Raw genomic sequence first — 23960 nt, 5'->3', positions numbered from 1 at the left:
AGCTATCACCTCCTATGGTGTAACCTACATAGAGTTCTTCTCAAGATATTGAAGTGCACTGTACATCTTCTCCTGCTCTTCCGGTCGGCCTGATGAACTGAGGAAAGTGACCTGTTCCCCTGTTCTGTCTCCATGTTGAGCCACCAGTCCAAGCCGTTGCTTCAGATGGTTCACTGTACCTGTACTGCCATCAATAATCTGTATATGATCTGGCAGAACCGTGCGCAGAATGGACGTATAGAATGGATAATGCGTGCAACCAAGCACCACTGTGCCATACCCATGAAGATCGAGATCTGCCAGCTTGAACCGGAAATAATCAGCGATTTTGCCCGGATCAAAATCCAGCTGTTCACACCATTCCACAAGTTCCGGCAACGCAATGGAATCCACACTGTGGTGATCATCAACACGTGATACCAGTTCGTTATACTTGGTTTGGCTCAAGGTGAGGGCCGTGGCAAATACAAGCACTCTCTTCCCACTATCACGATTCATCTCCACGGCTGGTTTCACTGCAGGCTCCATGCCAATGATCGGGATATCGTACTTGGCGCGCAGATACTTCACAGCCAGACTTGTTGCTGTATTACAAGCAATCACGATAGCTTGAACATCCTCCTGAACGATGGCTTCCACACAATCAAAAATATGTCCTCTAACCTCATCCGCAGACTTGGTTCCATACGGGACATGCAGGGTATCCGCGTAATACAGAAATTTTTCTTCCGAAAACTGTTGTAATGCCTTATGCAAAACGGTTAAACCACCGATGCCTGAATCAAAAAAAGCAATTTTCTTATTCAAGGATTTCACCTCTATAATGTATTCTTTCGGGTTCCAAGAACCTCTCAATGCTGCTCATGCTGACTGGAGGTGAGGTTTGTACTTCCGGCTCATCACACACTACAGTGCTTGACGGCTTGCGGGAACCATTCCGGTTACGGATCGTTCTTCTGATCGCTGTTGTCTCCAAATTTTCTTGAATAACCTTATAGATTGTATAAATTCGGAGACAAAGGCGAACGCTATCGCTTCTTCAGAATCGATTCCGCCCCCTCCATTACTTCCGCTAAGTCAGGTACTATAGAGAAGATGAGCCATTATTCTACGCTCATTTTATACTGTCTGAGCCAGTCCTTGCCACTATGCCACGCCTCTACGGGGTTATGTTCTCCAAGCAGTTCAGTACTTGCCTGAGCCATGATCCATTCCTTAAGACCGTTATCCGGACTGGATTCGAGCTGCTGTAACAGGAAAGGCAGTCCTGCCTCACCCGTACTCAAGATGTCGTCGTAAGCCTCCCGGTTGCCAGCAATATAATCATTGGGATCGCTGCTGGTCAGGAGGACAGGGTCGCTAACCATCTGCTGCAGGTTGCTTTCAATTGTTGCTGATACTTCTTGTTCTCCCGTCCGAGTCGAACATGCTGCTACCGTCAATGCTGTGCATACGGATAACAAACCCAGAATCAGTCTTCTCCGATTCACTGTACTACTCCTTTCAACAACGAGTTAACACAACAGATTCGGCTTTCATGCTCAAGCCCCGGCCAACTACAGAACAAGTTCCCATTGTTCTTCGGTAAGCTCCTGACCTGACAAAAGCTGCTTGCGGACTTCATTCAGTTCAAAGCCCACAGATTGATATAATCTACGCGCGCCGATCAAAGACTCATTGGTCCACAGGATCACGGATGTATAGTCTTTTTCTTTTGCAAAAAAAACTGCCTGTTCGATAAGCTTCCTGCCCCATCCTGCACCACGTGCTTCCGGTTCGATCAGAAACCAGCGCAGTTGAGCCGTATTTTCATTCACCTGAGTAAGACCTATGGAGCCGGAAGCTGACTGATTCAACTCAACGATCCACAACATCTCCCTCAAGTGATTACCCGTCAGTCCAAACGAATTCACCGCATTCGTGATAAATTCAGCAAAGCTATGATCATAATTATACTCGTTTCGATAGATTCGGATATGCGCTTCAATGACATACTGCAGATCCTTTTGTACAAAAGTGCGGATCATCAGACATCACAGTCCTTCCTCAAATCCACAGTTGTGATGCTGAAATCCACACCGAACTGAATTAGTCCCAGTTTGCGGGCAACATGCTGTGAAGCAAGATTATCCCAGGATGTACTGTAGATCGGCATGCGTCCACGCTCCTTAACATAATACTGCCAGCACTTTACCGTCTCCGCTGCATATCCATGCCCTCTATAACCAGGTGCCGTATACAGGCTCGCCTCTGCACCATGAATGGAGACTCTTGCAGAGCAGCACACTGTCACTGCCGAATCCCCAATAACATAAGCGGCAACAGGGCTTTTTTCATGCAAGTGAGCCGTTAATTCAGGAAAATACTCCGCCAGCAAATAACGTTGCTCATGACCAATCAACTGCACCTTCATATCCCACTCATCTAATGTTTCAGGAAAAGCATAGGCGGGTCCCATCCACACACGGTTAACTGGCTCAAAGGTTTCCACCTTTCGAATCAGTTTCGGAATATCCAATGGAAGCTCGCTATCCTTACCCAACTCATCCATTAGATTCGGCGGTAACTGCTCATGGTAATAGGTCAGTGAACCGGCAGAAGTCATGCCCATAAAAATGGCTGGAGCCTGCCCACCACCCGGTTCGTTAATGCTTAGGAGGCGCTGTTGCTCGTTCATCGTATATAAAGTATTCGCTTGTATTTTCAACATTTCCATAGGTGACAGGTTCGATTTTGGAAGCATAACTATGAAGTTAACCTTTGCAATAATCGTTCGCCTACACTGCCTTTACCAGCTTCCTGCTGCTCCAGAAATTCGGGCAATTCACGTAAATCAGAAGGACGGTATCCAGCCCCGCACCCGCAATTATGGTAGGTAAAACCATGACGATACAGCGTCATCACTTTGGTCCATTGTTTGGTATCATTTTGCTTAGGTGCCTGAAAATCCTGTCCCATGCTAACCAAAGATGCGGCGCATTGCGGGCACTTATATTCAAGTTTTGCAGCCACTTCAGGGCTAACGTCGTATCTGGAAACTTGTTTGAATGATTTGCGACAGTTGAAGCAGGCATAGATGTCTTTGTATGGTCCTGACATGGCATATCTGCACATCGTCTGCACCCCCTTAATAATTTCCATTATACGGGATTTCACATACACATACGAATGGATTTTGCATATTTGCGAAAATTCCGCCCACTCACTCATTGACCTTGCATCACAGCTTCTTTCCATGCCTCACCGAGTTCCGCAATCGTTGCATACCGCTCGGACCGATCGTCGCTCACTGCACGCATCACAACCTGATACAATGCTTCTCCGGCATCCCATCTGGCATAGGAACGATCTTTCTCCCCGCCAAGCAACCCGAACGCCATTGCCCCCATGTTGAATATATTGGTAACCACATCTATGGGCGCGCCTAGCTCAAACTCTTCGGGTGACATAAAGCGGGAAGATCCCCACATGCGTCCCATGGTATTGGTAAAAGAGCCTTTCCGATACAAGTCGATATCACAAATTTTCATAAAGTTTCTGTCAAAATCATAGATCAGACTGCCATCATACAAATCAACAGCCACATAACCTCTTCGTTCCACCTCGATATGAAAATTCAGAATCTGCTCCATCGTCTGAATACGTGTCTTCACCGGAAGCTGTCTGAACCGATAATAGGGCGAACGGGGATCTTCATACTTAGCCGGAGGCGGAAATTTCCAGTGATTATGAAGATTCTCCCCCTCCACCCAATCGAATACACAGGCATACCCCTCATCCGTTGCAAAATGATCCGTTAGTCGAATCAACGTGTCATGCGTCAAATCTTCGTAAACGGAAACAGATGATTTCAGATTACGAATGGCTTCCGGGGGACTTCCCGTATGATTCGCATGAATTGTATGTGCTCCCGCATACTTTACAAACAATCTCTTTCCATCCCTTTGCACAATACCGAAGGAGAGATTCCCTGAATCCTGCTGATCGAATACGCGAAAAACCCTACCCAAGGGCTGTAACCAATCGAAAGAATGAGACTCTTTTAAGACAAAGGAAACACCGTCGATCTCATGTTCAACATGATCTGTCATCGGACTCCTCCTGTGCTGATATCTTCATTCCAAGTTGAATGCTCCGTATAAAAGTAATTCATATGCGCCTCATCATATCCCTGACCATAGACTTCCAATGCGTTACGCTCGATGCCATAAACTTCAAATCCGCATCGCTCGTATAAACGTCGGGCTGATTCATTCGTTGTAACTACACTCAGATTAATCTGCTTGATGCCCTCCAGATGTCTTCCGCGATCCAGCACCTCGCGGAGCAAGCGCGAAGCTAAGCCACTTCCACGATATGACGGAGCAACATAGACGCCCCAGATCATGCCTTTGTGCCTGAGTTTTAGGCCATACTCCCTTTTGAACCCCATCATTCCCGCGAGAGTTCCTTCTGCTGTGTATGCCCCGAGAATATAATCATCGGGCTCATTATGTATGCGCTCTTGCACTTCATTCATGGGGATCTGAATGGACAACTCGAACGAAGCCCCGAAGGCTTCAGGATGTGTTTTCAGTGCTTCCAGTCGCAAGGGCCAGTAGATGTCTGCTTCATCTCGCTGAATATTGCGAATGATATAGGTCTCTTGCTTTCGATCTTCGTTCATTCTTCTACCACTCCCTGCATCTCATAAGGATAATCGATCTGAAGTTTTACATTCGCTGCCGCTTCCTGCCCTGCAAGCAACCCAACAACATAAATCCCCAGATCAATGGACGTGGCTACTCCACCGGCAGTAATTACATTTCCATCTTTTACAATCCGATTCTGAATTACCTCGGCGACATACGGCTCAAGTAAATCATATGCACGGGGATGTGTTGTTGCTTTTTTACCGGATAAAAACCCAGCCGCACCCAGCAGCAGAGAGCCTGTGCACACCGAAACCTTCAAAGGCACAGACTCAGCCTGTTTCAGCCAACCTACGAAGGCCTCGTCATATCGAAGCTTGCGCGTTCCCATGCCCCCGGGGATAAACACGAGATCATATTCCGACAGGTCAGGCTTCACTCGATCCACCTTCAACGTTAAACCAGACTCATCCGTGACCTGATCTGTCATGGCACAGGTTTCCCACGTCGTTCCTTTGGTTGGTTCAAAGAAATTCAACCGATTGATCACATCATAAAATCCGGCAAAATCAAGAAAAGTCAGTCCATCAAACAAAACGAATGCAATTTTCATTGGTAACCTCCGCGTTTTAATTTGGAGCATCCTGGTTATGTTTCTGAATCCGATCACGTTCCATCGCTTCCTTCAGCCGGTCACGCGCTGGCAGCTTGCTATTGATATGAAAGAGCAGACCCACAATGATAAGAAGTAACATAATGACTATAACTTCGAACACGGCTAGTCCCTCCCTTTTGGAAATTACGTAATCATAATTCTTGTGTCCTTTACTTCAAGCCATGGGCGATGATCCGCTCCAGCCACTTCCAGGGTAGTACCGCTTTGCCTATGATCAGCACACGCGAACCTTTTCCCAGCGCATATCGAAGCCTTGGTGCACGCATCCGCGCAATTCGGCCAATCAGATCTGCCACTTCCTGTGGGTCAGGTGCAGTTTCACTCGCATGTTTGGAATAACGAAGAACCGCATCCAGCTTATGCTTGTATGGAGAATGTTCGTTACGGTGAATTTCCCCCAGACCCTTATTCCAGATCGGCGTGCGATAAGAGCCAGGCTCTACTAATACCACCCGAACGCCAAACGAAGACATCTCATGGCGCAAACTTTCCGTAAACCCTTCCACAGCGAATTTGGAGGCAGCATAGGGCGCATACCCTGGAAAACCGGACAACCCGCTTACGCTGGACAAGTTAATAATCAGCCCCTGCTCTTGTTCACGCATCACAGGCAGAACCGCACGTGTAACGGCGATTAATCCAAACAGATTGGTTTCCATCTGACGCCGCCAATCCTCCATGGATACTTCCTCAATGAATCCGCCCACCGCAAATCCCGCATTGTTCACCAGTATGTCGATTCGGCCATGGTTGTGAAGTACGGTACTCACAGCTTTCTGCACCGATTCAGCATCGGTCACATCCAGTTGCACATATTGCAAACGCTCGGATATCCCCGCCTGTTCAGCCAGCTTCACCAATTCTTCTCTTCGACTCAGGTCACGCATTGTAGCCACAACAAGATATCCTTGCTTGGCAAGGGTGATTGCCGTAAGCATACCGAAACCACTGGATGTACCCGTAATTAAGGCCACAGGAGCGTTGACTCCTTCCTTCGTCTTTTTCACTACTTCAGAACCTGTGTTAATCCGTCCCTGCCCCTTTCCAACTTCGGTTTTGTGTTCCTGTATTATCATAGCTCCACCTTCTTCCCTCAGGTATTTGCTGTCTTCCTACCTATACCTCTCGACATCTGAATATTCCGCCACTCCGTTATGCCGTCGCTCCACCCTGCGCAGCTTCGTGACTCCCGGTTCAAACGTATATGGAACGAATCTGACCTCAGGCAAAGTACATTCCAGACGCTCTCCCAACTTCATCAGTTCCAGCAGTACATTGGTCTCAACCTGAGCCATCACTGCGCTCCCGCCAAGTCGAAGGGATACTTCCATTGATCCGTCCCCTTGCTGCACCACAAGATAATGTTCAATATCTGGCGAAGCCGCAATGACTGAACGAGTGACGAAATCCGGAAAGACCGGTACTGCCTCACCCGTATGTATGTTTGAAAAATAAAGCGTGTCATCACAGCGGCCTTCAATCCGCTCAATGGCGGTAAACGGGGAACCGCAGGCACATGGCAGCGCCGCCTCAGTCAGAATATCATTCAGCCGATACCGGATAATCGGCTGTGATGTTCTGGAGAAGTCCGTAATAATGGGCACGAACCGCCGGGTGGCCGGATCAATGAAGTCTTTTTCAATATGCACGATGTCTTCATTCAAATGCAGTGTGCCATAGCGACAGGTCGCACCCAGAAATCCTTCCGTACACTGATAGACTTGATGAACGGTCTGTCCGAAGACCTGCTCCAACACCTTGCGATCCAGGGGATCAAGCACCTCGGCAACAGAGATGATTTTATCCGGTACAGCAGTCAGATGGCCTGCCACATAGGCATCCGCCAACAGACGCAGCATGGATGGAGGAGCTACCCACACGGTAGGTTGGTAGGTTTCCAGCCGCTTAACCAAAGTCTCCACACGTTCCAGCAGATCAAAGTACTGAAACTGCAATTTGCCACGTTGCACCGATTCATACAGATTACTGTTGGCCCGCAGGAAAAACGCAATCTTGGCAGGTTTCCACAGTCCACCAGGCAGCAACTTGGCCAGCACCGTGCCCGTCCACGCATCCTGTTCCCGATCACTCACCAGAAATATCCCCCGGTTCCCTGATGTACCCGAAGACAGTCCAACCGTCACCCCTTGAATGGAAGGTTTGAAGTCACGCGTTTCTTCACTTTCGCCTGCAAAAGCCAACGCTTCATCCTTGGTAATGCCTACCGTGTTCAGTGTATCGAAGTGCTCCATCATAATCGATTTATCAATCAAGGGAAATCTTCTCCAGTCGGATGCGTTCAAGCTACCCCACCACTTCCGGTAAAACGGAGAGCGGGCACGGATCTGTTGGACATGCCGAATAACCCGGCGCTCTTGCCAGCGCTCCAGTTTTTCTCGCGTTTTCCATGTTCGCAGCCCACGTGCAAGCGCATAATGAACCACAATACAAAGGGTATTGCTCATCGTCCCTGCCCTCCTGTACCCCAAGCGTCCAGTACATCTCGACAATGACTCGGCACAATCCGAATGTGGGGAAACTGCTGATGCAGCTGAACCAGTCGGTCAAAGTTACGATGGTATTCCTGTCGATTCGACATAATAATACCCGCGAGCGCATGAGGTCTGCGCTGTTCACGAAAAGCCCGACTAGACCACACCGCGTCCGCGCACAGGAAATAGTCGTGTTCTCCCGTACGCAGCAGGAGTCCCATCATGCCTTCCGCATGACCGGATACATCCACCCCCAGCAGACTGCCATCACCGAAGATATCGTAGACTTCATCAAAAGGAAACTCTTTCCCCGCTCTCGTCCATCGCTCAGGCTGACACATAACAGGCAATGATCTGGCCTTAAAATCCTCGGGCAATAACCCGGCAAGAAAACCTGCCTTTACAGCCGCAATCGGACCGAGTGAGCGCACAGCATCATAAGCTCTGGGCAGATAGATGAATTGAGCCTCCGGGAAATCTCGTACACCCGCGATGTGATCGCCGTGAAAATGCGAGAGGATGATATACCGAATATCGGAAGCTTTCAGTCCAAGCCCAGCCAAAAAATGAAGGGCACTATCCTCTTCACGATAAACCACAGGTGTAATATGACGATACAGTGCGTTGGGCAGATGAGCCGTTTCCTTAAAAAAACGGGAGCTGTATCCCGTATCCAACAGCATCGGTCCATGTATGGGATGAATGATGCAGGCAAATCCTGCCGGGAAAGGTACTGGGCTCAACCGACCACCGCGCAGCGTTAGAAACTCTGGATGTGTACAGTAACCCGCCGCACCCAAATATAGTTCCACCGGATTTGTCGTCAGCATGATTTAGCCCTCCACCAGTCTGCAAATTGCTGCAAACCCTCTTCAATAGATACCCGAGGGATGTACCCCAATCGCTCTCGTGCATCTGTAATATCCAATGTCTGTGGAATGGATAAGGAGCCGACTGTGTACCGTGTCAACGGAGGTTCACCCAACGCAGGAATAAAGCCATGAACTCTCTCCAGCAATGCTGCCGCTCCATATGCCGTCCGATAAGGAATGTTGCGACGACGCAATGGCATATCCAGCATGCCAAACAAGCTGCTTACCAACTCACTGAACGCCCTCGGATCGCCGTTGGAGATATTGTAAGCTCGGCCGAGCGCTTCGTCAGAGGCATCGCGGCACAATAATAGGGCATCCACCACATTATCCACACATGTCAGATCGATTAATGCCTTTCCGCCACCGATCATGGGCACGCCCGATTTCGCATTTGCTGCTACAATTCTGGGAAATAACGTCTGATCATACGGGCCAAAGATCGCTCGCGGTCGAATCATGATCGACGGAAGTCCCTTCGCATGCCCCTCCATCACAACCTGCTCAGCAAGAAGCTTTGTGGCGGCATAATGATTGGCTGGTTTGGATGGCAACGGATCATTCTCATGTACGTCATATCGTGGGTTGTAGTTAAAATATATACTTGGCGTCGAGACATGTATGAATCGCTCTACATTACCACGTATACCGCCATCTACGAGATTCTGTGTCCCTTCTACATTACTGCTATAAAAGTCACGATATCGGCCCCATGGCGAGGATAGTGCCGCACAGTGAAACACCACATCCTGCCCCGCACACGCTTCGTTTACTGCTGCCTCATCTCGTATATCTCCATTCAGGAATCGGACTCCTGCCAACTCAAGTTCAGCACCAACCTTTGGCTGTCGGCCCATACCGGTGACTTCCCATCCCTCTTTTACTAGTCGGATCGCGAGGTGCCTACCCAGACATCCTGTAGCTCCTGTAACCAATGCTCTGTTCATTGTTGTTCACCGTTCCATTCTATGTCGTGAGTCAAAGCTTCAGTCAGCGAGCACTTCTGCGATCTTGCCAGGCGCCATGCGGCCAGCACCACTCCGAATTGTTCCATTAAAGGTTGAAGATCCTGTCGTGCATAGACCACATCCCTGGTGCCACGCCACGCTGCTATCCATGCCCGGAACTTTCCTTTGCCGAAGATCTGCTGAACCCCGCTTCCCAGCATGGGAAGCATGAGCATGGCTTTGCTGCCCTGTGCCGGCGTGATCATTTTTCTTTCTTTGATCAATGTCTCAGGTTCAGTCAGTGCACGTACCAAGTCACCTCCGGGGTGAAACAGATGAATCCCACTCGTTGCCCTCGGATTACACTCAATTGCGTACACTCGCCCATTCTGACCTTCTACAAAATCAAACCCAATCTGTCCGCTAAACCCTGTTGCCTGGGCAAATTGTCTCACCCAAGCAAGGGCACCTTCATGTTCCACCTGTTCAAAAAAAACACTGGCTCCTACGCTACCTGTACGATAGCGGCTGTCGTAAGTGGAATGCGCAACCAGTTGCCCTTCATGCGCTATGCTGTATGTACATAACATCTGACCAGGAATGAACGCCTGTGCAACCCAAGGTGAAATAGAGGATAATTCCCCTTCGTCCGGCGGATCGTTACGTAAATGTCGATGATTCTTCTGGCTTACATTCCCTTGCTGATCAGTCCTTGCCCCCGTGTCATCTATCAAGAGTGTCGGCATGCGAACTTTGGCTGCGAAGCGGGAATACACCGGTTTCCATACCCAATCTCCTACTCTCCCCAGAACAGACTGAGCTTCCATCCATTCCTGCTGACTATTGATCAGGCGTGTTTCTGGAACCGAAAGACCGAGTGACCCTGCAAGCTGGATAAAATCATATTTATGGTGCAGCTCGTGTAATTGATCCATAGTTGTAACCAGGACACGACAATATGCACGCAGTCTGTCTGCCCCTTGAGCCACATAGAAGACTTCTTCACACATCGGAATCAACAGGTCAATCTGCCACTTCTGAACCAACCGTTCCAGCTCCGCCAGATACGCACGTGTGTCATGCCGCGGTGATGGGACCACAGCACACCGTTCCACTGCACTGGATGATTTGGTCAGATGCCTTACGGCACTCTCCGCAACATAGACCCGATGGCCTGCCCGATGAAGCATGCGTGCCAGATCGAGCGTTACGGGAGCCCTCCCGCCTGTAAGCAGCACACGGAGAGAAGCAGATGTGTGATGTCCGGTTTCCCCAGATCTAGTAGTCAAAAATGAGTCCTCCCAATGATAATCCGGCAGCCGTGCCAATCATCAGCACCCGATCCCCCCGCTGAATGCGCTGCTGTCTAATCGCTTCATGCAACCCCATTGGGATGGACGCCGCAATCGTATTTCCGTGATTTCGTGTGATGTCCATGAACCGATCTTCAGCAATCCCAAGCTTCTTGCGAATCAATCTCATCGCCATGGCACTCCCCTGATGTGGAATGACCAATTGAAGATCCTCCATCCGGTTCCCGGTCGCCTGTAACATGTCGCTGATGAATCCGGGCAGAAGTCTGGAAGCCATGCGGAAGATGGCCTGTCCATCCATATGAAATAAATAGGGCTCCGGCTGATCTGCCTTGTAATTAGATGCATGCAGCCGTGTGCCTCCACCGGCAATCTCCGAGAAGCGAGCACCTCGGCTGTAGGTTCGAAGTGAAGCATGGACGATCTGTGACGATGATCCTTCAGGCGAACGTTCAATAATAACGGCGGCCGCTCCATCTCCGAACAGGGCCGCGCTTTCTTTATCCGACCAATTCAGTCCGGCTGAGGCAATCTCAGTAGCTACGAGCAGTACTCGCTGGTAACGTCCGGCATCTACCATATAGGAGATCACATCCAGTCCGTTCAGGAAACTTAGGCAGGTTGCATCCATATCAAAAGCAGGTACGCCCGAATCTTGCTGCCCCATGGCCTGCTGGATAAATACCGCCGTACTTGGCAACGGTTGTTCCTTCGTGCCACTGGTACACACCAGACAGTCGATATCACTGAATTGTAATCCTGCATCCGCCAGTGCAGCTTCGGCAGCCCGCGCGCCCATGAAAGAGGAGGTTTCTTCACCCGAAGCATAGTGGCGTACACCTACGCCTGTTGCTTTGCTAACCCAGCCGGCAGGCACGCCCAAGCGACGGTCCAATTCCTCATCTGTAACTTCCTTTTCAGGCAGGTACTTCCCTGTTCCCGCGATCCTCACTCTTCTAAGTTGCATTTCCCCAACCTCTTTCTGTTCATCTGACTGATATATATAAGTTCAGCTAATTAGTATTTACACTGATACTCCGATGACAGAACAACTTTCCGATCGCTGTTATCCCCAGATTTTTTTGATTCCCTTCTTAAAAAGGGAAAATCCGGGGATAAAGGCGCACGCTTCGCTTCTTCAAGTTATTTCTGTCCTCTCCGTTATCGTGTAAATGTTTAGTTGAACATATATAAATGGAATGAGTACTCCACCTCCAATGGCGAAACACCATGAAGTAAACCTTAAAATATATAATAAAGGGCAGATGCCTCTGCCCTTCCTGTTGTGTTTTCTTTTGTATGAAGTGTCATTTCTTCTTGTTCAAAATCTCGGCAAGAGCTTCATCTAGTGTACCGTATGTGAACGTGAATCCTTCCCTCTCCAATCGCTCGGGAATGACCCAACGACTTTTGAGAACCAGTTCCGTCTCGGTCTGTATGAAACGTGCGCCAAGTTCAAGCATCCAGCGAGGAGAAGGCAGGCCGATCCGAACCCCCATCTGTTCTCTTAGACGCGCCATTAGCTCGCGATTCGTCACCGGATGCGGAGAGGACGCATTGAACACACCATTCAAGTGTGGATGCTCTTGCAGATAGATCACCATGCGGAACAGATCCTCGATATGAATCCAGCTGAACTGCTGTGTTCCTGCGCCTTGCGATCCTCCCAGGCCAAAACGAACCAGATTTGTCATGGGCACCATCACGCCACCCTCGCCCAGCACAATCGCAATCCGCAGTGCAATCTGACGCGTAGATGGCAGACTGAATTCAAAGAAAGCCTGTTCCCATGCCTTGGCAACGTCGACCGAGAATCCGGAGCCAATCTCGCCCTCTTTTTCCGTCATGGGACGATCTTCAGCATGTCTGTATATGGTCGCTGTACTCGAATTAATCCATAGTTCGGGAGGATGATTACAAGCCAAGACGGCTTCGCCGAGAATGCGCGTTGTCCGAGTTCTGGATTCCAGAATGACTTTGCGATTCTTATCCGTATAACGGCAGTTCACCGATTTACCTGCCAGGTTAATCAACATCTCTGCTTCTTCGAGTGCCTCTATGATTCCTGCTCGATCCTCCCAGGCAATATGACCGGGCTGACGCGAGATAATTAACACCTCATACCCCAGCTTTCTGAACCTTTGGGCAAAATCCTGTCCGACAAATCCCGTTCCACCAGCCAATACAACCTTCTTCACGGTATCCCCTCATTTCCCATACTGGGTAAAGAATTCGTAAGGTATAGATCTGAATGTTTCTATGCATGCAAAATGCAGATATTAGCTTAAACACCGCTGGTGACCCGTTGGTTTGATTTATTTCGCACCCAGGGCTGCGTACAAGCGATCCCGCTCTTCGATAGCCCATGCGTTTGCAGGGTTTTGTTCCAGTTGATATCGGAGTTCATCATAAAAATCATGGATCATGAATCCGTCCGGCAAGTTCCCAAGCATCGCTGTAAAGTTGTACTCTGGCAGTGTTTTCTTTCCTTCACTGATCTGCTTCAGCCAGTCCATCCACTTCGCAATAGTAAGCACTTCCTCCTGCCATAACTCAGCCTGTAACCCAAGCGCATCCTGAAGTTGCTCGTACGCCAATGGATCAGCGAAGGCGCGGCAGGCCTGAACAGCCAGTTCATACAACTCGGTCACTGCACGGCGTACCGCATGCTCAAGTTCGACCTCCAAGCCTCCCATGTAATCCTGAACCTGAATGCTCTGTCCATCATCGTATAATAGCGGTGCCTGGGCTAGCAGGCGTACAATCTCTTCCATCTCGTGCATTGAAACTCGCTTCTGCTCATAGAGAGCAGGTAATTGATATGCTGTAATGATCATTCACTCCTACATCGTTCTTCTATTAATGACCTATATTATAACATGGTTTGGCAATCATCTATCAGGATAACTTGACTATCCACTACAAGTTGTAGTAGTTTATACGTACTACGTAGTGTAGTAATACGATCGTTATGGACGCATAACGATGTTAAGGAGTGTTCACTGTGAACCAGATTCAAAAATTATCCGAAACAGAAATGGAGTTAATGGTCGTTATATGGTCATGCGCCCCACCGGTCACCTCGACAGAACTATTAGACATATTCGCTGAGAAGGGGAAAGCGTGGAAAGCGCAGACTATGTCTACTTTTTTGTCACGGTTGGTGGATAAAGGCGCACTTACCGTCACGAGACGTGGACGAACCAATGATTATGTACCTCTTCTACAGCCCGAAGATTACAAACTACAGGAAACGCAGCATGTTCTTGATGGACTCTATCAAGGTTCAGTCAAGAATTTGGTTTCGGCCATGTATGATGGCGACAAGCTTTCAGACGATGACATTTCAGAACTGAAAAAATGGCTTTCGGAAAAGTAGGTGCAGATGATGAACATCTTTTTTGAAATTCTGTGCAGCCTGACCGTGGCGGGAAGTATCGTTTCTGTTTGTATTTTGGCACTACGACTTATACCCGTATCTGTTTTTCCGACCAAGTGGCTCTACAGACTCGGTAAACTGGCTGTCTTGTTTTATCTGTTCCCGGTATCTCTTGGCCTTTCATGGCTTTTGGATATTGCATTCCAAACGACATCAACTATACCAGGTACGGAGAATGCAACTGCTTCGGGCGTACTTGCAGGAACGTTTTTCCCGAAACAAACTATTTCGGTAACCACAGCCTGGTTCTTGTTATGCGTATGGGGCATTGGAGTCATCAGTTTTTCTGCATGGCAAGTGTACTGTTATCGAAGATTTTTGAATGAATTATCTCGTACACGTACCCCAGTCCTCTGTCATAGTGAAGCAGCTATACAGCTACCATTAATGAAAGAGGCTTTGGGTCTCAAACGTAATATCACGCTTGCTCACAGCACGCTAGTACGAAGCCCTATACTGGTTGGCTTGTTTAAACCCACGATATATCTGCCACCCGAAAATACGGTGAAAATGGACATCAGCATGGTAATTCATCATGAGTTGGTACATCTAAAACATAACGATCTGTGGGTCAAAGCTTTGACCTTGGGGGTTAGTGCCCTGCACTGGTTCAATCCCCTGATTCATATGATTCGCCGGGACATTCATACTTGGAGCGAGTTGGCCTGTGATGAAGATGTGGTGAAAGAGATGTCCCACGAAGAACGAAGACGATATGGTGAGACAATTTTAAATGTGATGGCGGGAACCAAGAAAATTCCTGCTCAATTTTGTTCATCCCTATCGGGTGAAGGCAAACAATTAAAAAGGAGATTGATGATTATGTTTAATGTAAAGAAACTGAAAAAGAAACATTGGATGTTAAGTATGGGAGCCCTCCTGCTTATTACAGGAGTAAGTACGTCTACCGCAGTATGGGCATCAAACCATACGGTTAAAGTAGAGGCTGAGGCTTCTGAAACCGTGCCTGTTCCTTCTACGGATGGATCTTCTGAAATCGTAGCTTCTCCCAACAAGGTCGGAATTTCCGAAGCAGTAACTGCTCCTTCCACTTCCGAAACTCCTGAAATTGTGGCTCTCCCTGAGGATGAAGTTTCCGAAGCTGTGCCAGTTCCGTCTGCTACTGTACCTTTTACTACTGAACCTTCTGAGGCTAAAGTTGTAGAAGCAGCCACTGTTCCTTTTACGGGTGGATCTCCTGAAATCGTAGCCGTTCCTTCGAATACCAAATCCTCCGAAATGGTAGCTGTCCCTGGGGATAAGGTTTCAGTAACTGTACCTGCTCCTTCAGAAAAATAACCTACCGTTAAGTAGCAATAACATCCTTATATGCAAACAGGACGAAGCATAGATCATAGATCTCCAGCTTCGTCCTGTTTCCGTTTTTCTGTCATGTGAATTAAATAAACGTTTTAATCGTAGCAAAATATTCACGGATCATGTTGACCGGTTTCAAATATCCCGGTGACGGGGCCGATATGCCGTATTCTGCCGCATAACCGTTCTTGGCAGCGATATATTTGGAGCGGAACATATGATAGTCACTGGTGACGATCATGATCTCCGGATGCTCCAACCCGGATTCATTAATGATTTTTTTGGAAAAGGCCAGATTCTCTTGTGTACTTGTGGAGCGATCTTCCATAATCACTTGAGCAGGGTTAATGCCCTGTTCAATTAGATAGTTTTTCATGGCGAGTGCTTCGGGAATCGATTCCCCGGGTCCCTGTCCACCCGATACAATGACCGGTGTCTGAGGGTGACTGCGAATGTAGTCCAGACTGGCATCCAACCTTTGTTTTAGGGTCAATGACAATTCCGTTCCACGGATGCCTGAACCCAGAATAATGACATAGTCCGCTTCTTCCGGATCATTCGCACCAAGCTGTGTGAATACAAGTGCTTCGATAATAACAAAAGAGACGGCAACCACGCCAAATCCGGTAAGGATAATCCGTTTCAGAATAACATGCTTCTGATAGTCAATTCGTCTTAGAACGATAAAAGCCACCGTGATCATTCCGAATAACATGACTGGGAATCTTTGGCCCCAGAAGATCAGAAATGCCACAAAACATGCCAACAGGACAAGATCAATGATCAGTCCATTTTTTTGTAAGAACTTTTTTATCAAATCCGTAGACACTCCTTCTTGTACTCGCAATTCCGCAAATCACTTATTATTCAAACTGTTATTATCGTTAGTTTCGGCCATTGTTCCTGCCAGTACTTCTTCTGTACTCTCTGATTATAATAGTCAGCATCCGTGAAGAATGGACTTTTGCGGACTATAAGGTGATACAGATCATGTAAACCATGCGGAGCACAGATGTTCACCCGATCCTTTTCATCCAACTGTACTGCTATCGCAGTCACAACTTCTGGCCAATAGCGAAGAGCATCTTCAGTAGAATGATAAGGAACCGTGCCATTGCGCAGATGCATTCTCGCCTGATTTTTGACCGACCACTTGGCATTGCCTGTCAACTCACGAAGCTGACACTCCAACTGTATGTCTCGCTCCTCACGCAAGTCTTGCGCATCATAATAGACAACATCAATATCGCTGTGAAGTTCACGAAGATCATATCCATGCAGAACATCCCAGATATAATTACGAATATATCCTGCACCTATGTAACTTTGAGGCAAATGGAGACTACGAACTCTCCGCAGGTCATGCATTAATTGCTCGTGTTGGATGATCGTCTGAATGAATGTGTCCTCATATAACATATCTGCCTCCTGCGGTTTACCTCGTTGTCCTCTTATTGCTGTTAACCTTCGTTCCAATATATCATGTTTACCTATCTGCAATAAAATGAACAACGCTTGAACATCCTCTGTACAACTTCGAATCTCTGATTAATCACAACCAAATAACCCATAAACAGCTTCGGTTATCCGAGTGTTTATGGGCTACAATGATCGAGTTTGAAACGGTTAAAATTTATTTAATCGGTATCCAGATTTGCGGTGGTTGATTGGGGCCCGGGTATACTTCCAGCTCCGGCATATATGCGTGCTCATACGGGTTGGATGGAAACCATTCCGAAATAATCCGTTTCCACAGAAGCTGCATACTCTCCGGCATCGGGCCTTCTACCTCAAATACACTCCATTTGGAAGCAGGCATGGTGAAGCTTGATAATCCTTCCGGTACTTCACCATCGTAAGCCGTAGCAATCCAGTATTGCATCTGTTTCTCCTGAATTTCGCTCTGATCCACAACGACACCGAGTAAACCTTGAATAACCCCATTGTTCAGTTCAAATAAACGATCCTCTGTACCGCTCGTCCACGCTTCCTGCCACATCTTCCCGATACCTTGCAGATGTTCTCCATCTGCATATGAGAAAGTTTGCTCTACTCCGACCAACGTAAATTCAGGATGTTCAACAATTTTATATTTCATCGGCTCTGCTCCTTTTAGACTCACTTGAATCACCAGACGATTATACGATTGGACAGCGTTACTATTCTTTCGAGCCTCACTGGGTGCGATCCCATGTTGTCTACGAAATGCTTTGGAGAAAGATTCCGGTGTGTCGTAACCGTATTTAAACGCCAGATCAATGATTTTGTGATCACTTTGAAGCAGCTCATGTGCCGCCAGTGTCAATCGTCTGCGTTTTATGTACTCAGCTACAGTAACATCAGTTAATAAGGCAAAGGTACGTTGAAAATGAAAAGGAGAGATATGGGCCTGCGCTGCAATCTGCTCCATTGTCATATTTTCGAGCAAGTGGTCTTCCATATATTGAATAGCGACCTGTAATGCGTTGATCCAGTTCATGTAATAATCACTCCTTGATGTCTAATATAACGGATAAACCACCCAAAAACCTGTCATGTTGTGCTCTCATATGTCCGGTTAATGTGCAAAGACGTTGTTCATATAACGCCCTGCCCAGGCTTTGAACTATCCAAAGGCAAGGGAAGTCACAAAATTTGACAATGTCAACGAATTATTATAGCCTACAAGTATAATGATCGTTCTATCTTATTTTGAAGGGAGAGTATCACTGATTATGAGCAGCAAAAAGGAAATGCTTTTGAACGTGGCGGAAGAATTGTTCTACCTTCACGGCTTCCATTCCATCGGTTTGAAGCGGATTATCACGGATGCCGGGATTGCCATCATGACGTTATACAATCATTTTGAGTCCAAGGATGATCTCATCGTCCAAGTGCTCCTGCGGCGCGAACAGCGTTATTTAGAACAACTCCGGCAATATGCAGACAATAAAGCACAACCCATGTTCCTCAATCTGGCTAAAGGACATGCAGCCTGGCTGAAAGAACACGAATCAAGAGGTTGCTTATTTTTACGCGCCAAAGAAGAATTCGGAGGTCATGCAGATCATATCATAGTGCAGACAGTGAATGCGCACAAAAGACATATGCGAACTTTAATTCAAACATTGGCGCCTGCTGCAAGTGATCGAGATCTATTACGATTCTCCCTGCTGCTGGAGGGTTCCACGGCACTTGCTGAGACAGAAAATGTAAATGACGTCTGCCGTGAACTGATCCATATGACGCAGACCAGTTTCAAGTAATGCGATTCCGGGTGAGTTAGTAGTTCAACTCACTTTTTTATTTAATGAGAAATATAATGATCGTTCTATCTAAAAGGTGGTGGATTTAATGAAAAAAATTATCTTTCCAGGCATTGCACTTATCGCTGTATGTTATGCATTCGGGCGATTCAGTTATGGACTGTTTATGCCGGAAATTTCGGAAGCCTTACAATTGAATGATGCAGCCTCTGGTGCGATTAACTCAGGAACGTATATTGCCTACTGTCTGTCCCTTCTAACTGCACCATTGTTGATTAATCGCAAGGGACATCATTATGTCATTCAATTGGCAGGAATCAGCGCAGTGCTCGGATTAACCGGCATTGCCCTGGCTCAGAATGCATGGGTTCTTACATTTAGTATATTTTTAGCGGGTTTGAGTACAGGCTGGGCCTCTCCAGCCCTCGGTAACACGGTTAATGCCGAGCTTGCACCCGATCTTCAAGCAAGAGGCAATAGCTGGATTAACACCGGAACCAGCTTCGGGATTGTAATATCGGGTCCACTCTACTGGCTGTTCACGGATTACTGGCGTCTAACCTACATCCTGTTTGCTGTAATCGGTGTTGTGGTTCTTTTGTGGAACAGACGTGTTATTCCGGCAACCAAGACACTGCCTTGTACCAAGTCTCTCTGGACATGTATGAAACCTACCAGACCAGGGTCTGCTCTGCTCATGGCTTGTCTGTTGACAGGTTTCAGTTCTGCAATCTACTGGACCTTTGCCCGGAACTTCCTCACAGACGAGAAAGGGGCCTCCGATTCGGAAGCCGTGTTGTTCTGGATTGTGATGGGGGTTATGGGGATACTCGGTGGATGCGCTGGTCGCATTATTGAACGGTTCGAGATTGGGTGGTCCTACCGAATAGGCATACTTTTATTGGCTATCTCACTGGGGGTAATCCTTCTTCCATCCATAACTGCCAGTCTCATCTCTGCGATCATATTTGGCAGCACGTATATTTTCCTGACCAGTGTATTTATCGTTTGGGCAACGAGACTATTCAGTCCAAATGTGTCTATCGGAATCAGCCTTGCCTTTCTCGCGCTGGGTGTGGGGCAATTCCTCGGCTCATCCATGGCAGGTTACACGATTGAAGTGTTTTCCAATACAACGGCATTTCTGGCCTTTGCTGTACTCGGCCTGTTTGGATTATTAATTCGGGTGAAATAAATGACAGAACAACCTTCTGATCGCTGTTATTTTACCCGGCGAACACTTCCGGTCACCCCATGTTGAAGCTGTACGTCAGTAAAAGTAACCGTGGTCCCTTGCCCAATGGGGGATTGGGCCACAATGCCAACTTTGATCTCGTCCGGGCAATCGAGTCCGAAATAACGAACCAGCTTCCACTTCTCTCCATCCTGAGAATAATGGAAAGCAAAGCTGTTCCCTACCCGGGCTACACGTAAATAAGGCTTTTTAACCTCTACAGGTGCTGATACACAATCATCCGAGTTACCACGAGTAACAACACTAAGAATAGACGGCTGTTCTTCAAAATACTCAAAGCAAACTTTAGCCCAATTCGTATCGTCCACCCTCACCATCAGGCAGCCCGAATCATACTGTTCTTTCATGTCCACCTGTACTTGAGTGACGATGCTGAAATCTCCCTTGACTATCGTATGTAAAAATGGAGCTGAAGCTTTCACCGGCTCACCTCCCGGATCAATGAAAAAGTCACTGATTGGCGAAACGGTTATCGTTACTTTGCCGTCTTCAATGGACCAATCTGTTGGCTCGTTCAGCCATCCCAGGTTGGCAGATAATGTTTGACCTGAACATTGTTCGAATAGATTCGTCATGTGGCACACCCTTTGTCTGTGATTTTGAATTCACTGAGTTCTCTGTTGTATTCGTGAAATAACGGAATTATCCTTTCGGATCAGTAAAAGGAAAAAAGCGACTCACATGAGTCGCTTGTATTCCTTTCATATACATAATCGTATTCGGTATGTCCAATCAATAGCACGCTATACCGGCAATACATCGGATGCACATCTAAAACCGATATGTCCGGTGGATGTATCCGGCGTATTGGGAATCCGTGCTGCCACTCTGTACCGATTGCAATAGGAACGGTGGCAAAGATAGGAACCACCTTTTAACACCTTGCGGACTTCATCGGGAGAAGCAACCGTCTGAGCAAGTATAGACTTTTCATGATCCGTAACATAGTTGTCAGCGCACCATTCCCATACATTACCTGACATGTTGTACAATCCATATCCGTTCGCAGGAAAGGATCGGGATGGAGCTGTACCCGCATAACCATCTGCAGCATTATTTTGAGTTGGAAAGGTACCTTGCCAGATATTGCACTGGTGCTGTCCATCCGGCCGCAGAACGTCGCCCCAGGGATATTTCTTCTGAATTAATCCACCTCGGGCTGCATATTCCCACTCGGCTTCTGAGGGCAGGCGCTTACCCGCCCAGTCACAATACGCATTGGCATCGTTCCAGGAGATATGGATAACGGGATGGTCAGCCCTGTCATTTACATCAGAGTCAGGTCCTTCGGGATGAGACCAGTCCGCACCTTCAACAACCCACCACCAGGGCGTTGACTGCACCACAGTACGAACATGAGCAGCCGTTTGCGAAGAAACGAATAAATGAAAAACAAAGGACCAGCCGAATCGCTCGGCCTCCGTTGGATAACCCGTCTCCCTTACAAACTGTTCAAACTGCGCATTGGTCACCGTGCATTCATCCATATAAAAGGAGTCCACCTGGGTTTCCCGGACAGGCCCTTCCCCATCATCTGCAAAAGCTTCAGGATCATTGGTACCCATAAGGAAACGTCCACCGTCAATTAATATGCTGTTCCTGTCGTTTCGCTCAGCAATGTATCCATCATCTCCCGCCAGCGCACTAGGCGATAGACGGTCAACGGAAAGTGGAGATGCATGGTCAGACGCTACACTCACCTCACGGGAAGCCGTCAATTCTGGCGTGTACTCTGATTGAATTTTCACTTTCATCCTGCCGCTTCGGCTTGCAGAACAACAGCAAGAATTTTCCTTTTTGGATATCTGACCATGCATCTGAAGCATCCCCTTCCCTTGGTTTAAGACTCCTGATCCCCATTGTACACGACGGGAAGAATGTTCGGAACGGTTGGTGTTGTCATTCCTTCACCCAGATAATAATCCGTCAACAAGGATTGCATATATCCTTTCACCGCCAGTCCATTGCGGTAGGCGGGGTTATGTGGCAACGTGTAGATGCGGACATCGGATGGTATCGTTGTTGTATACAGACGCAATGCTGTGAAATCATTCGTTTCATAGAGAATTTCTTCTCTCCAATCCCCCAGCAGATCGCCATAGAGTACAGGGGCGTTTCTGGAATTCACGCGAACATCATCGGCTGTAAACAGACGTGTTGTTGTGTTCTGCTCCCAATCCCACTTTTCCACAAAATTCTTATCCAGTAGCTCGCCGAGCACATCACCATCCCACCAAATTCTGAAATTGGTTGAGGGCTGAACTGAGCTGATCACTTCGCCATCCACATTGTAGATATTGCCTGAACTGGACCACATCTCAAGCCCATTGTGCGTTGGATCAATATCTGCCAGTGTTCCCCGTGCGACATCCTGCGGGATTTCCCCTGTACGAATGATCTCGCCCGTCGCCGCATCGGCATAAAACCAAGGGAATTGATTGACGTTTCCGTTCTCCGCCTGCTGAATCCCGAATTGCTCCAGCCCCGGTCGATCCGGATCAATGTCTGTAATGTGAAAACGATCGCCATGGACTACACCCGGCAGACTGTATAAGGTCTCTCCGTTATCATCCAGCGCCCAACCTCCGAATGACACTTCATCCTTCCCATCCCCGTCAAGATCCAGTATACGAATCTGGTGGAAAAACTCGCCGTCTGCTCCAGTATGTCTCCAACGCTCGGTCAGGGCACCACCTGCATAATCATAGGCTGACGTCACATATTGAAAGTTGCGGCTGAGCGCACGATTCTTGAGCGCCGTAATCAGGCTTGGATGTTCAACATTCAGATAAGCAATGCCAAAGTGCCCACTGAGCGGCCCATCGGCTGCATAATCATTGCTTATCGTTGTGCGTGCCGCTTCTGTTCCGGTCCATCCATCCACGACAGACACATACTGTGCACGCTCCGCTGTGGCAGGAACGACCTGACCATCCGCAAACGCTACCCCTTCAAAGGTACGCAGCAGCACTTCAGCCTTCCCGTCACTGTCCAGATCAAACACCGTTATATTGTCGTTGTCCCGCCAGCCTCCAAGTCCCGGCACCCCAAATTCACTGACGGAAGCAGGCGGCGCATTATATGTATCTATCGTTGTGACACTGTATGGCCCCAGATCAATCCGCCACAGGAAACCTTCGGTCAGACTGTAGGCTTCCACATATTTATTGCCTCCGTTCACCGGAATGCGGGTGACCACGTATTCATATTCCCCATCACCGTCCAGATCCCCAGGCCAGCCATGCTGCACAAAATAATCGGACGGATTGGATGTTATATTTTGCAACGGAATACTGAAGTAATTGCGGATCTCGGGATTGGCTGCCAATACGACCTCGTCACTTGCATCCTGTAAGCTATCCTCCACATAAGACTTCACGATATACGTATTGCTCTGGGTTACATCTACATTGGTGTCCGTATAATTGGTTCCCTGTGTCAAAGGCTGGTCATTCAGCTTCACCTCTTCTGTACCCGTCCGACGATAGATATCAAATGTAACCTGCTGCGGTTCGGTCCCAAGCAGACGCCAGCTCAGATATACCTTGTTCTCTCCCAGATATACGGCAGTGAGACCTCTTCCCAGATTTTCAACCAGACGTGGTGCAGATCCTTCTGCGGCATCTGCCTGAAGTACGCCCTCTCCCGGTGAAACAACATCAGTCCATCCAATAACTCCACTTAACAGCAATGTGAATAGTACTTTTGTTCCTTTGACCACAGTTGATTTGGTTTTCATTTACAATTCCCCTCCGTCGATTGGTTAGTATATG

The 23960-nt window shown here is 47.9% G+C and carries 27 protein-coding genes; 4 read left to right on the top strand and 23 right to left on the bottom strand.

Annotated features, from left to right (window positions below; genetic code table 11):
• Positions 1 to 24 precede the first annotated feature (24 nt).
• The 17 genes from murI to MKY44_RS06655 all read right to left on the bottom strand — a co-directional run bounded on the left by murI (position 25) and on the right by MKY44_RS06655 (position 13768).
• Positions 25 to 807 (bottom strand): glutamate racemase, encoded by a 783-nt coding sequence (gene murI / locus MKY44_RS06735; protein WP_341006545.1) that lies wholly within the window; start codon positions 805 to 807, stop codon positions 25 to 27.
• Between the two features lie 296 nt (positions 808 to 1103).
• Positions 1104 to 1490, bottom strand: coding sequence for a hypothetical protein (locus tag MKY44_RS06730; protein WP_341006544.1), 387 nt, complete (start codon positions 1488 to 1490; stop codon positions 1104 to 1106).
• A 66-nt stretch (positions 1491 to 1556) separates the two neighbouring features.
• Positions 1557 to 2027 (bottom strand): GNAT family N-acetyltransferase, encoded by a 471-nt coding sequence (locus MKY44_RS06725; protein ID WP_341006543.1) that lies wholly within the window; start codon positions 2025 to 2027, stop codon positions 1557 to 1559.
• Entirely contained in the window at positions 2027 to 2743 is a 717-nt protein-coding gene (locus MKY44_RS06720; protein WP_341006542.1) for a GNAT family N-acetyltransferase, read from the bottom strand. Before MKY44_RS06720 ends, MKY44_RS06725 begins: the two co-directional genes overlap by 1 nt.
• A 2-nt stretch (positions 2744 to 2745) precedes the next feature.
• The gene (locus MKY44_RS06715; protein ID WP_341006541.1) at positions 2746 to 3114 is read right to left on the bottom strand and encodes a hypothetical protein; all 369 of its coding nucleotides are present in this window, start codon (positions 3112 to 3114) and stop codon (positions 2746 to 2748) included.
• 92 nt (positions 3115 to 3206) lie between these two features.
• Positions 3207 to 4091: a serine/threonine-protein kinase gene (locus MKY44_RS06710; RefSeq protein WP_341006540.1), complete on the bottom strand. Its 885-nt coding sequence runs from the start codon at positions 4089 to 4091 to the stop codon at positions 3207 to 3209.
• Positions 4088 to 4666 (bottom strand): GNAT family N-acetyltransferase, encoded by a 579-nt coding sequence (locus tag MKY44_RS06705; RefSeq protein WP_341006539.1) that lies wholly within the window; start codon positions 4664 to 4666, stop codon positions 4088 to 4090. The genes MKY44_RS06710 and MKY44_RS06705 overlap by 4 nt, the downstream gene beginning before the upstream one ends.
• A complete protein-coding gene (locus tag MKY44_RS06700) occupies positions 4663 to 5244 on the bottom strand; it encodes a DJ-1/PfpI family protein (protein WP_341006538.1) in 582 nt (193 codons plus the stop codon). Before MKY44_RS06700 ends, MKY44_RS06705 begins: the two co-directional genes overlap by 4 nt.
• A gap of 16 nt (positions 5245 to 5260) precedes the next feature.
• Positions 5261 to 5407, bottom strand: a complete 147-nt coding sequence (locus MKY44_RS06695) for a hypothetical protein (protein ID WP_341006537.1) — start codon at positions 5405 to 5407, stop codon at positions 5261 to 5263.
• A 49-nt stretch (positions 5408 to 5456) separates the two neighbouring features.
• The gene (locus MKY44_RS06690; RefSeq protein ID WP_341006536.1) at positions 5457 to 6383 is read right to left on the bottom strand and encodes an SDR family oxidoreductase; all 927 of its coding nucleotides are present in this window, start codon (positions 6381 to 6383) and stop codon (positions 5457 to 5459) included.
• A gap of 36 nt (positions 6384 to 6419) precedes the next feature.
• Positions 6420 to 7772 carry a F390 synthetase-related protein gene (locus tag MKY44_RS06685; RefSeq protein ID WP_341006535.1) on the bottom strand — a complete coding sequence of 451 codons (1353 nt, stop codon included), beginning with the start codon at positions 7770 to 7772 and terminating at the stop codon, positions 6420 to 6422.
• The gene (locus MKY44_RS06680; protein ID WP_341006534.1) at positions 7769 to 8629 is read right to left on the bottom strand and encodes an MBL fold metallo-hydrolase; all 861 of its coding nucleotides are present in this window, start codon (positions 8627 to 8629) and stop codon (positions 7769 to 7771) included. Before MKY44_RS06680 ends, MKY44_RS06685 begins: the two co-directional genes overlap by 4 nt.
• Entirely contained in the window at positions 8623 to 9618 is a 996-nt protein-coding gene (locus MKY44_RS06675) for an NAD-dependent epimerase/dehydratase family protein (RefSeq protein WP_341006533.1), read from the bottom strand. Before MKY44_RS06675 ends, MKY44_RS06680 begins: the two co-directional genes overlap by 7 nt.
• On the bottom strand, positions 9615 to 10907 hold the full coding sequence (locus MKY44_RS06670) for an ATP-grasp domain-containing protein (RefSeq protein WP_341006532.1): 1293 nt from the start codon (positions 10905 to 10907) through the stop codon (positions 9615 to 9617). Before MKY44_RS06670 ends, MKY44_RS06675 begins: the two co-directional genes overlap by 4 nt.
• Positions 10897 to 11898 carry a beta-ketoacyl-ACP synthase III gene (locus MKY44_RS06665; protein ID WP_341006531.1) on the bottom strand — a complete coding sequence of 334 codons (1002 nt, stop codon included), beginning with the start codon at positions 11896 to 11898 and terminating at the stop codon, positions 10897 to 10899. The genes MKY44_RS06670 and MKY44_RS06665 overlap by 11 nt, the downstream gene beginning before the upstream one ends.
• A 340-nt stretch (positions 11899 to 12238) precedes the next feature.
• Positions 12239 to 13129, bottom strand: coding sequence for a TIGR01777 family oxidoreductase (locus tag MKY44_RS06660; protein WP_341006530.1), 891 nt, complete (start codon positions 13127 to 13129; stop codon positions 12239 to 12241).
• Between the two features lie 117 nt (positions 13130 to 13246).
• Positions 13247 to 13768: a hypothetical protein gene (locus tag MKY44_RS06655; protein WP_341006529.1), complete on the bottom strand. Its 522-nt coding sequence runs from the start codon at positions 13766 to 13768 to the stop codon at positions 13247 to 13249.
• Positions 13769 to 13935: 167 nt separating this feature from the next.
• Between MKY44_RS06655 and MKY44_RS06650 the strand changes: the two genes are divergently transcribed.
• Both MKY44_RS06650 and MKY44_RS06645 read left to right on the top strand, forming a co-directional pair.
• Positions 13936 to 14310, top strand: a complete 375-nt coding sequence (locus MKY44_RS06650) for a BlaI/MecI/CopY family transcriptional regulator (RefSeq protein WP_221822817.1) — start codon at positions 13936 to 13938, stop codon at positions 14308 to 14310.
• Positions 14311 to 14316: 6 nt separating this feature from the next.
• On the top strand, positions 14317 to 15669 hold the full coding sequence (locus MKY44_RS06645) for a M56 family metallopeptidase (RefSeq protein WP_341006528.1): 1353 nt from the start codon (positions 14317 to 14319) through the stop codon (positions 15667 to 15669).
• A gap of 100 nt (positions 15670 to 15769) precedes the next feature.
• On the opposite strand, the gene MKY44_RS06640 is transcribed toward MKY44_RS06645, so the two are convergent.
• The 3 genes from MKY44_RS06640 to MKY44_RS06630 form a co-directional block, all read right to left on the bottom strand.
• On the bottom strand, positions 15770 to 16504 hold the full coding sequence (locus tag MKY44_RS06640; protein ID WP_341006527.1) for a YdcF family protein: 735 nt from the start codon (positions 16502 to 16504) through the stop codon (positions 15770 to 15772).
• A gap of 50 nt (positions 16505 to 16554) precedes the next feature.
• The gene (locus MKY44_RS06635) at positions 16555 to 17106 is read right to left on the bottom strand and encodes a nucleotidyltransferase family protein (RefSeq protein WP_341006526.1); all 552 of its coding nucleotides are present in this window, start codon (positions 17104 to 17106) and stop codon (positions 16555 to 16557) included.
• Between the two features lie 214 nt (positions 17107 to 17320).
• Positions 17321 to 18166: an AraC family transcriptional regulator gene (locus MKY44_RS06630; protein ID WP_341006525.1), complete on the bottom strand. Its 846-nt coding sequence runs from the start codon at positions 18164 to 18166 to the stop codon at positions 17321 to 17323.
• A 235-nt stretch (positions 18167 to 18401) separates the two neighbouring features.
• On the opposite strand from MKY44_RS06630, the gene MKY44_RS06625 reads away from it, so the two are divergent.
• Both MKY44_RS06625 and MKY44_RS06620 read left to right on the top strand, forming a co-directional pair.
• The gene (locus tag MKY44_RS06625) at positions 18402 to 18932 is read left to right on the top strand and encodes a TetR/AcrR family transcriptional regulator (protein WP_341006524.1); all 531 of its coding nucleotides are present in this window, start codon (positions 18402 to 18404) and stop codon (positions 18930 to 18932) included.
• Positions 18933 to 19020: 88 nt separating this feature from the next.
• Positions 19021 to 20127 carry an MFS transporter gene (locus MKY44_RS06620; protein WP_341006523.1) on the top strand — a complete coding sequence of 369 codons (1107 nt, stop codon included), beginning with the start codon at positions 19021 to 19023 and terminating at the stop codon, positions 20125 to 20127.
• A 26-nt stretch (positions 20128 to 20153) separates the two neighbouring features.
• Here the strand turns inward: MKY44_RS06620 and MKY44_RS06615 are convergent, their stop codons facing one another.
• The 3 genes from MKY44_RS06615 to MKY44_RS06605 all read right to left on the bottom strand — a co-directional run bounded on the left by MKY44_RS06615 (position 20154) and on the right by MKY44_RS06605 (position 23926).
• Positions 20154 to 20762 carry a DUF1349 domain-containing protein gene (locus tag MKY44_RS06615; protein ID WP_341006522.1) on the bottom strand — a complete coding sequence of 203 codons (609 nt, stop codon included), beginning with the start codon at positions 20760 to 20762 and terminating at the stop codon, positions 20154 to 20156.
• A 168-nt stretch (positions 20763 to 20930) separates the two neighbouring features.
• Complete coding sequence (locus MKY44_RS06610) at positions 20931 to 21941, bottom strand: formylglycine-generating enzyme family protein (RefSeq protein WP_445670639.1); 1011 nt, start codon at positions 21939 to 21941, stop codon at positions 20931 to 20933.
• Positions 21942 to 22027: 86 nt separating this feature from the next.
• Positions 22028 to 23926 (bottom strand): rhamnogalacturonan lyase family protein, encoded by a 1899-nt coding sequence (locus MKY44_RS06605; RefSeq protein WP_341006521.1) that lies wholly within the window; start codon positions 23924 to 23926, stop codon positions 22028 to 22030.
• Positions 23927 to 23960 lie beyond the last annotated feature (34 nt).

It is taken from the genome of Paenibacillus sp. FSL R7-0026 (assembly GCF_038004485.1).
Lineage (GTDB): Bacteria > Bacillota > Bacilli > Paenibacillales > Paenibacillaceae > Paenibacillus > Paenibacillus xylanexedens_A.
Note: the sequence above shows the minus strand (reverse complement) of the source record. Positions and strands in the feature narration are given on the sequence as shown.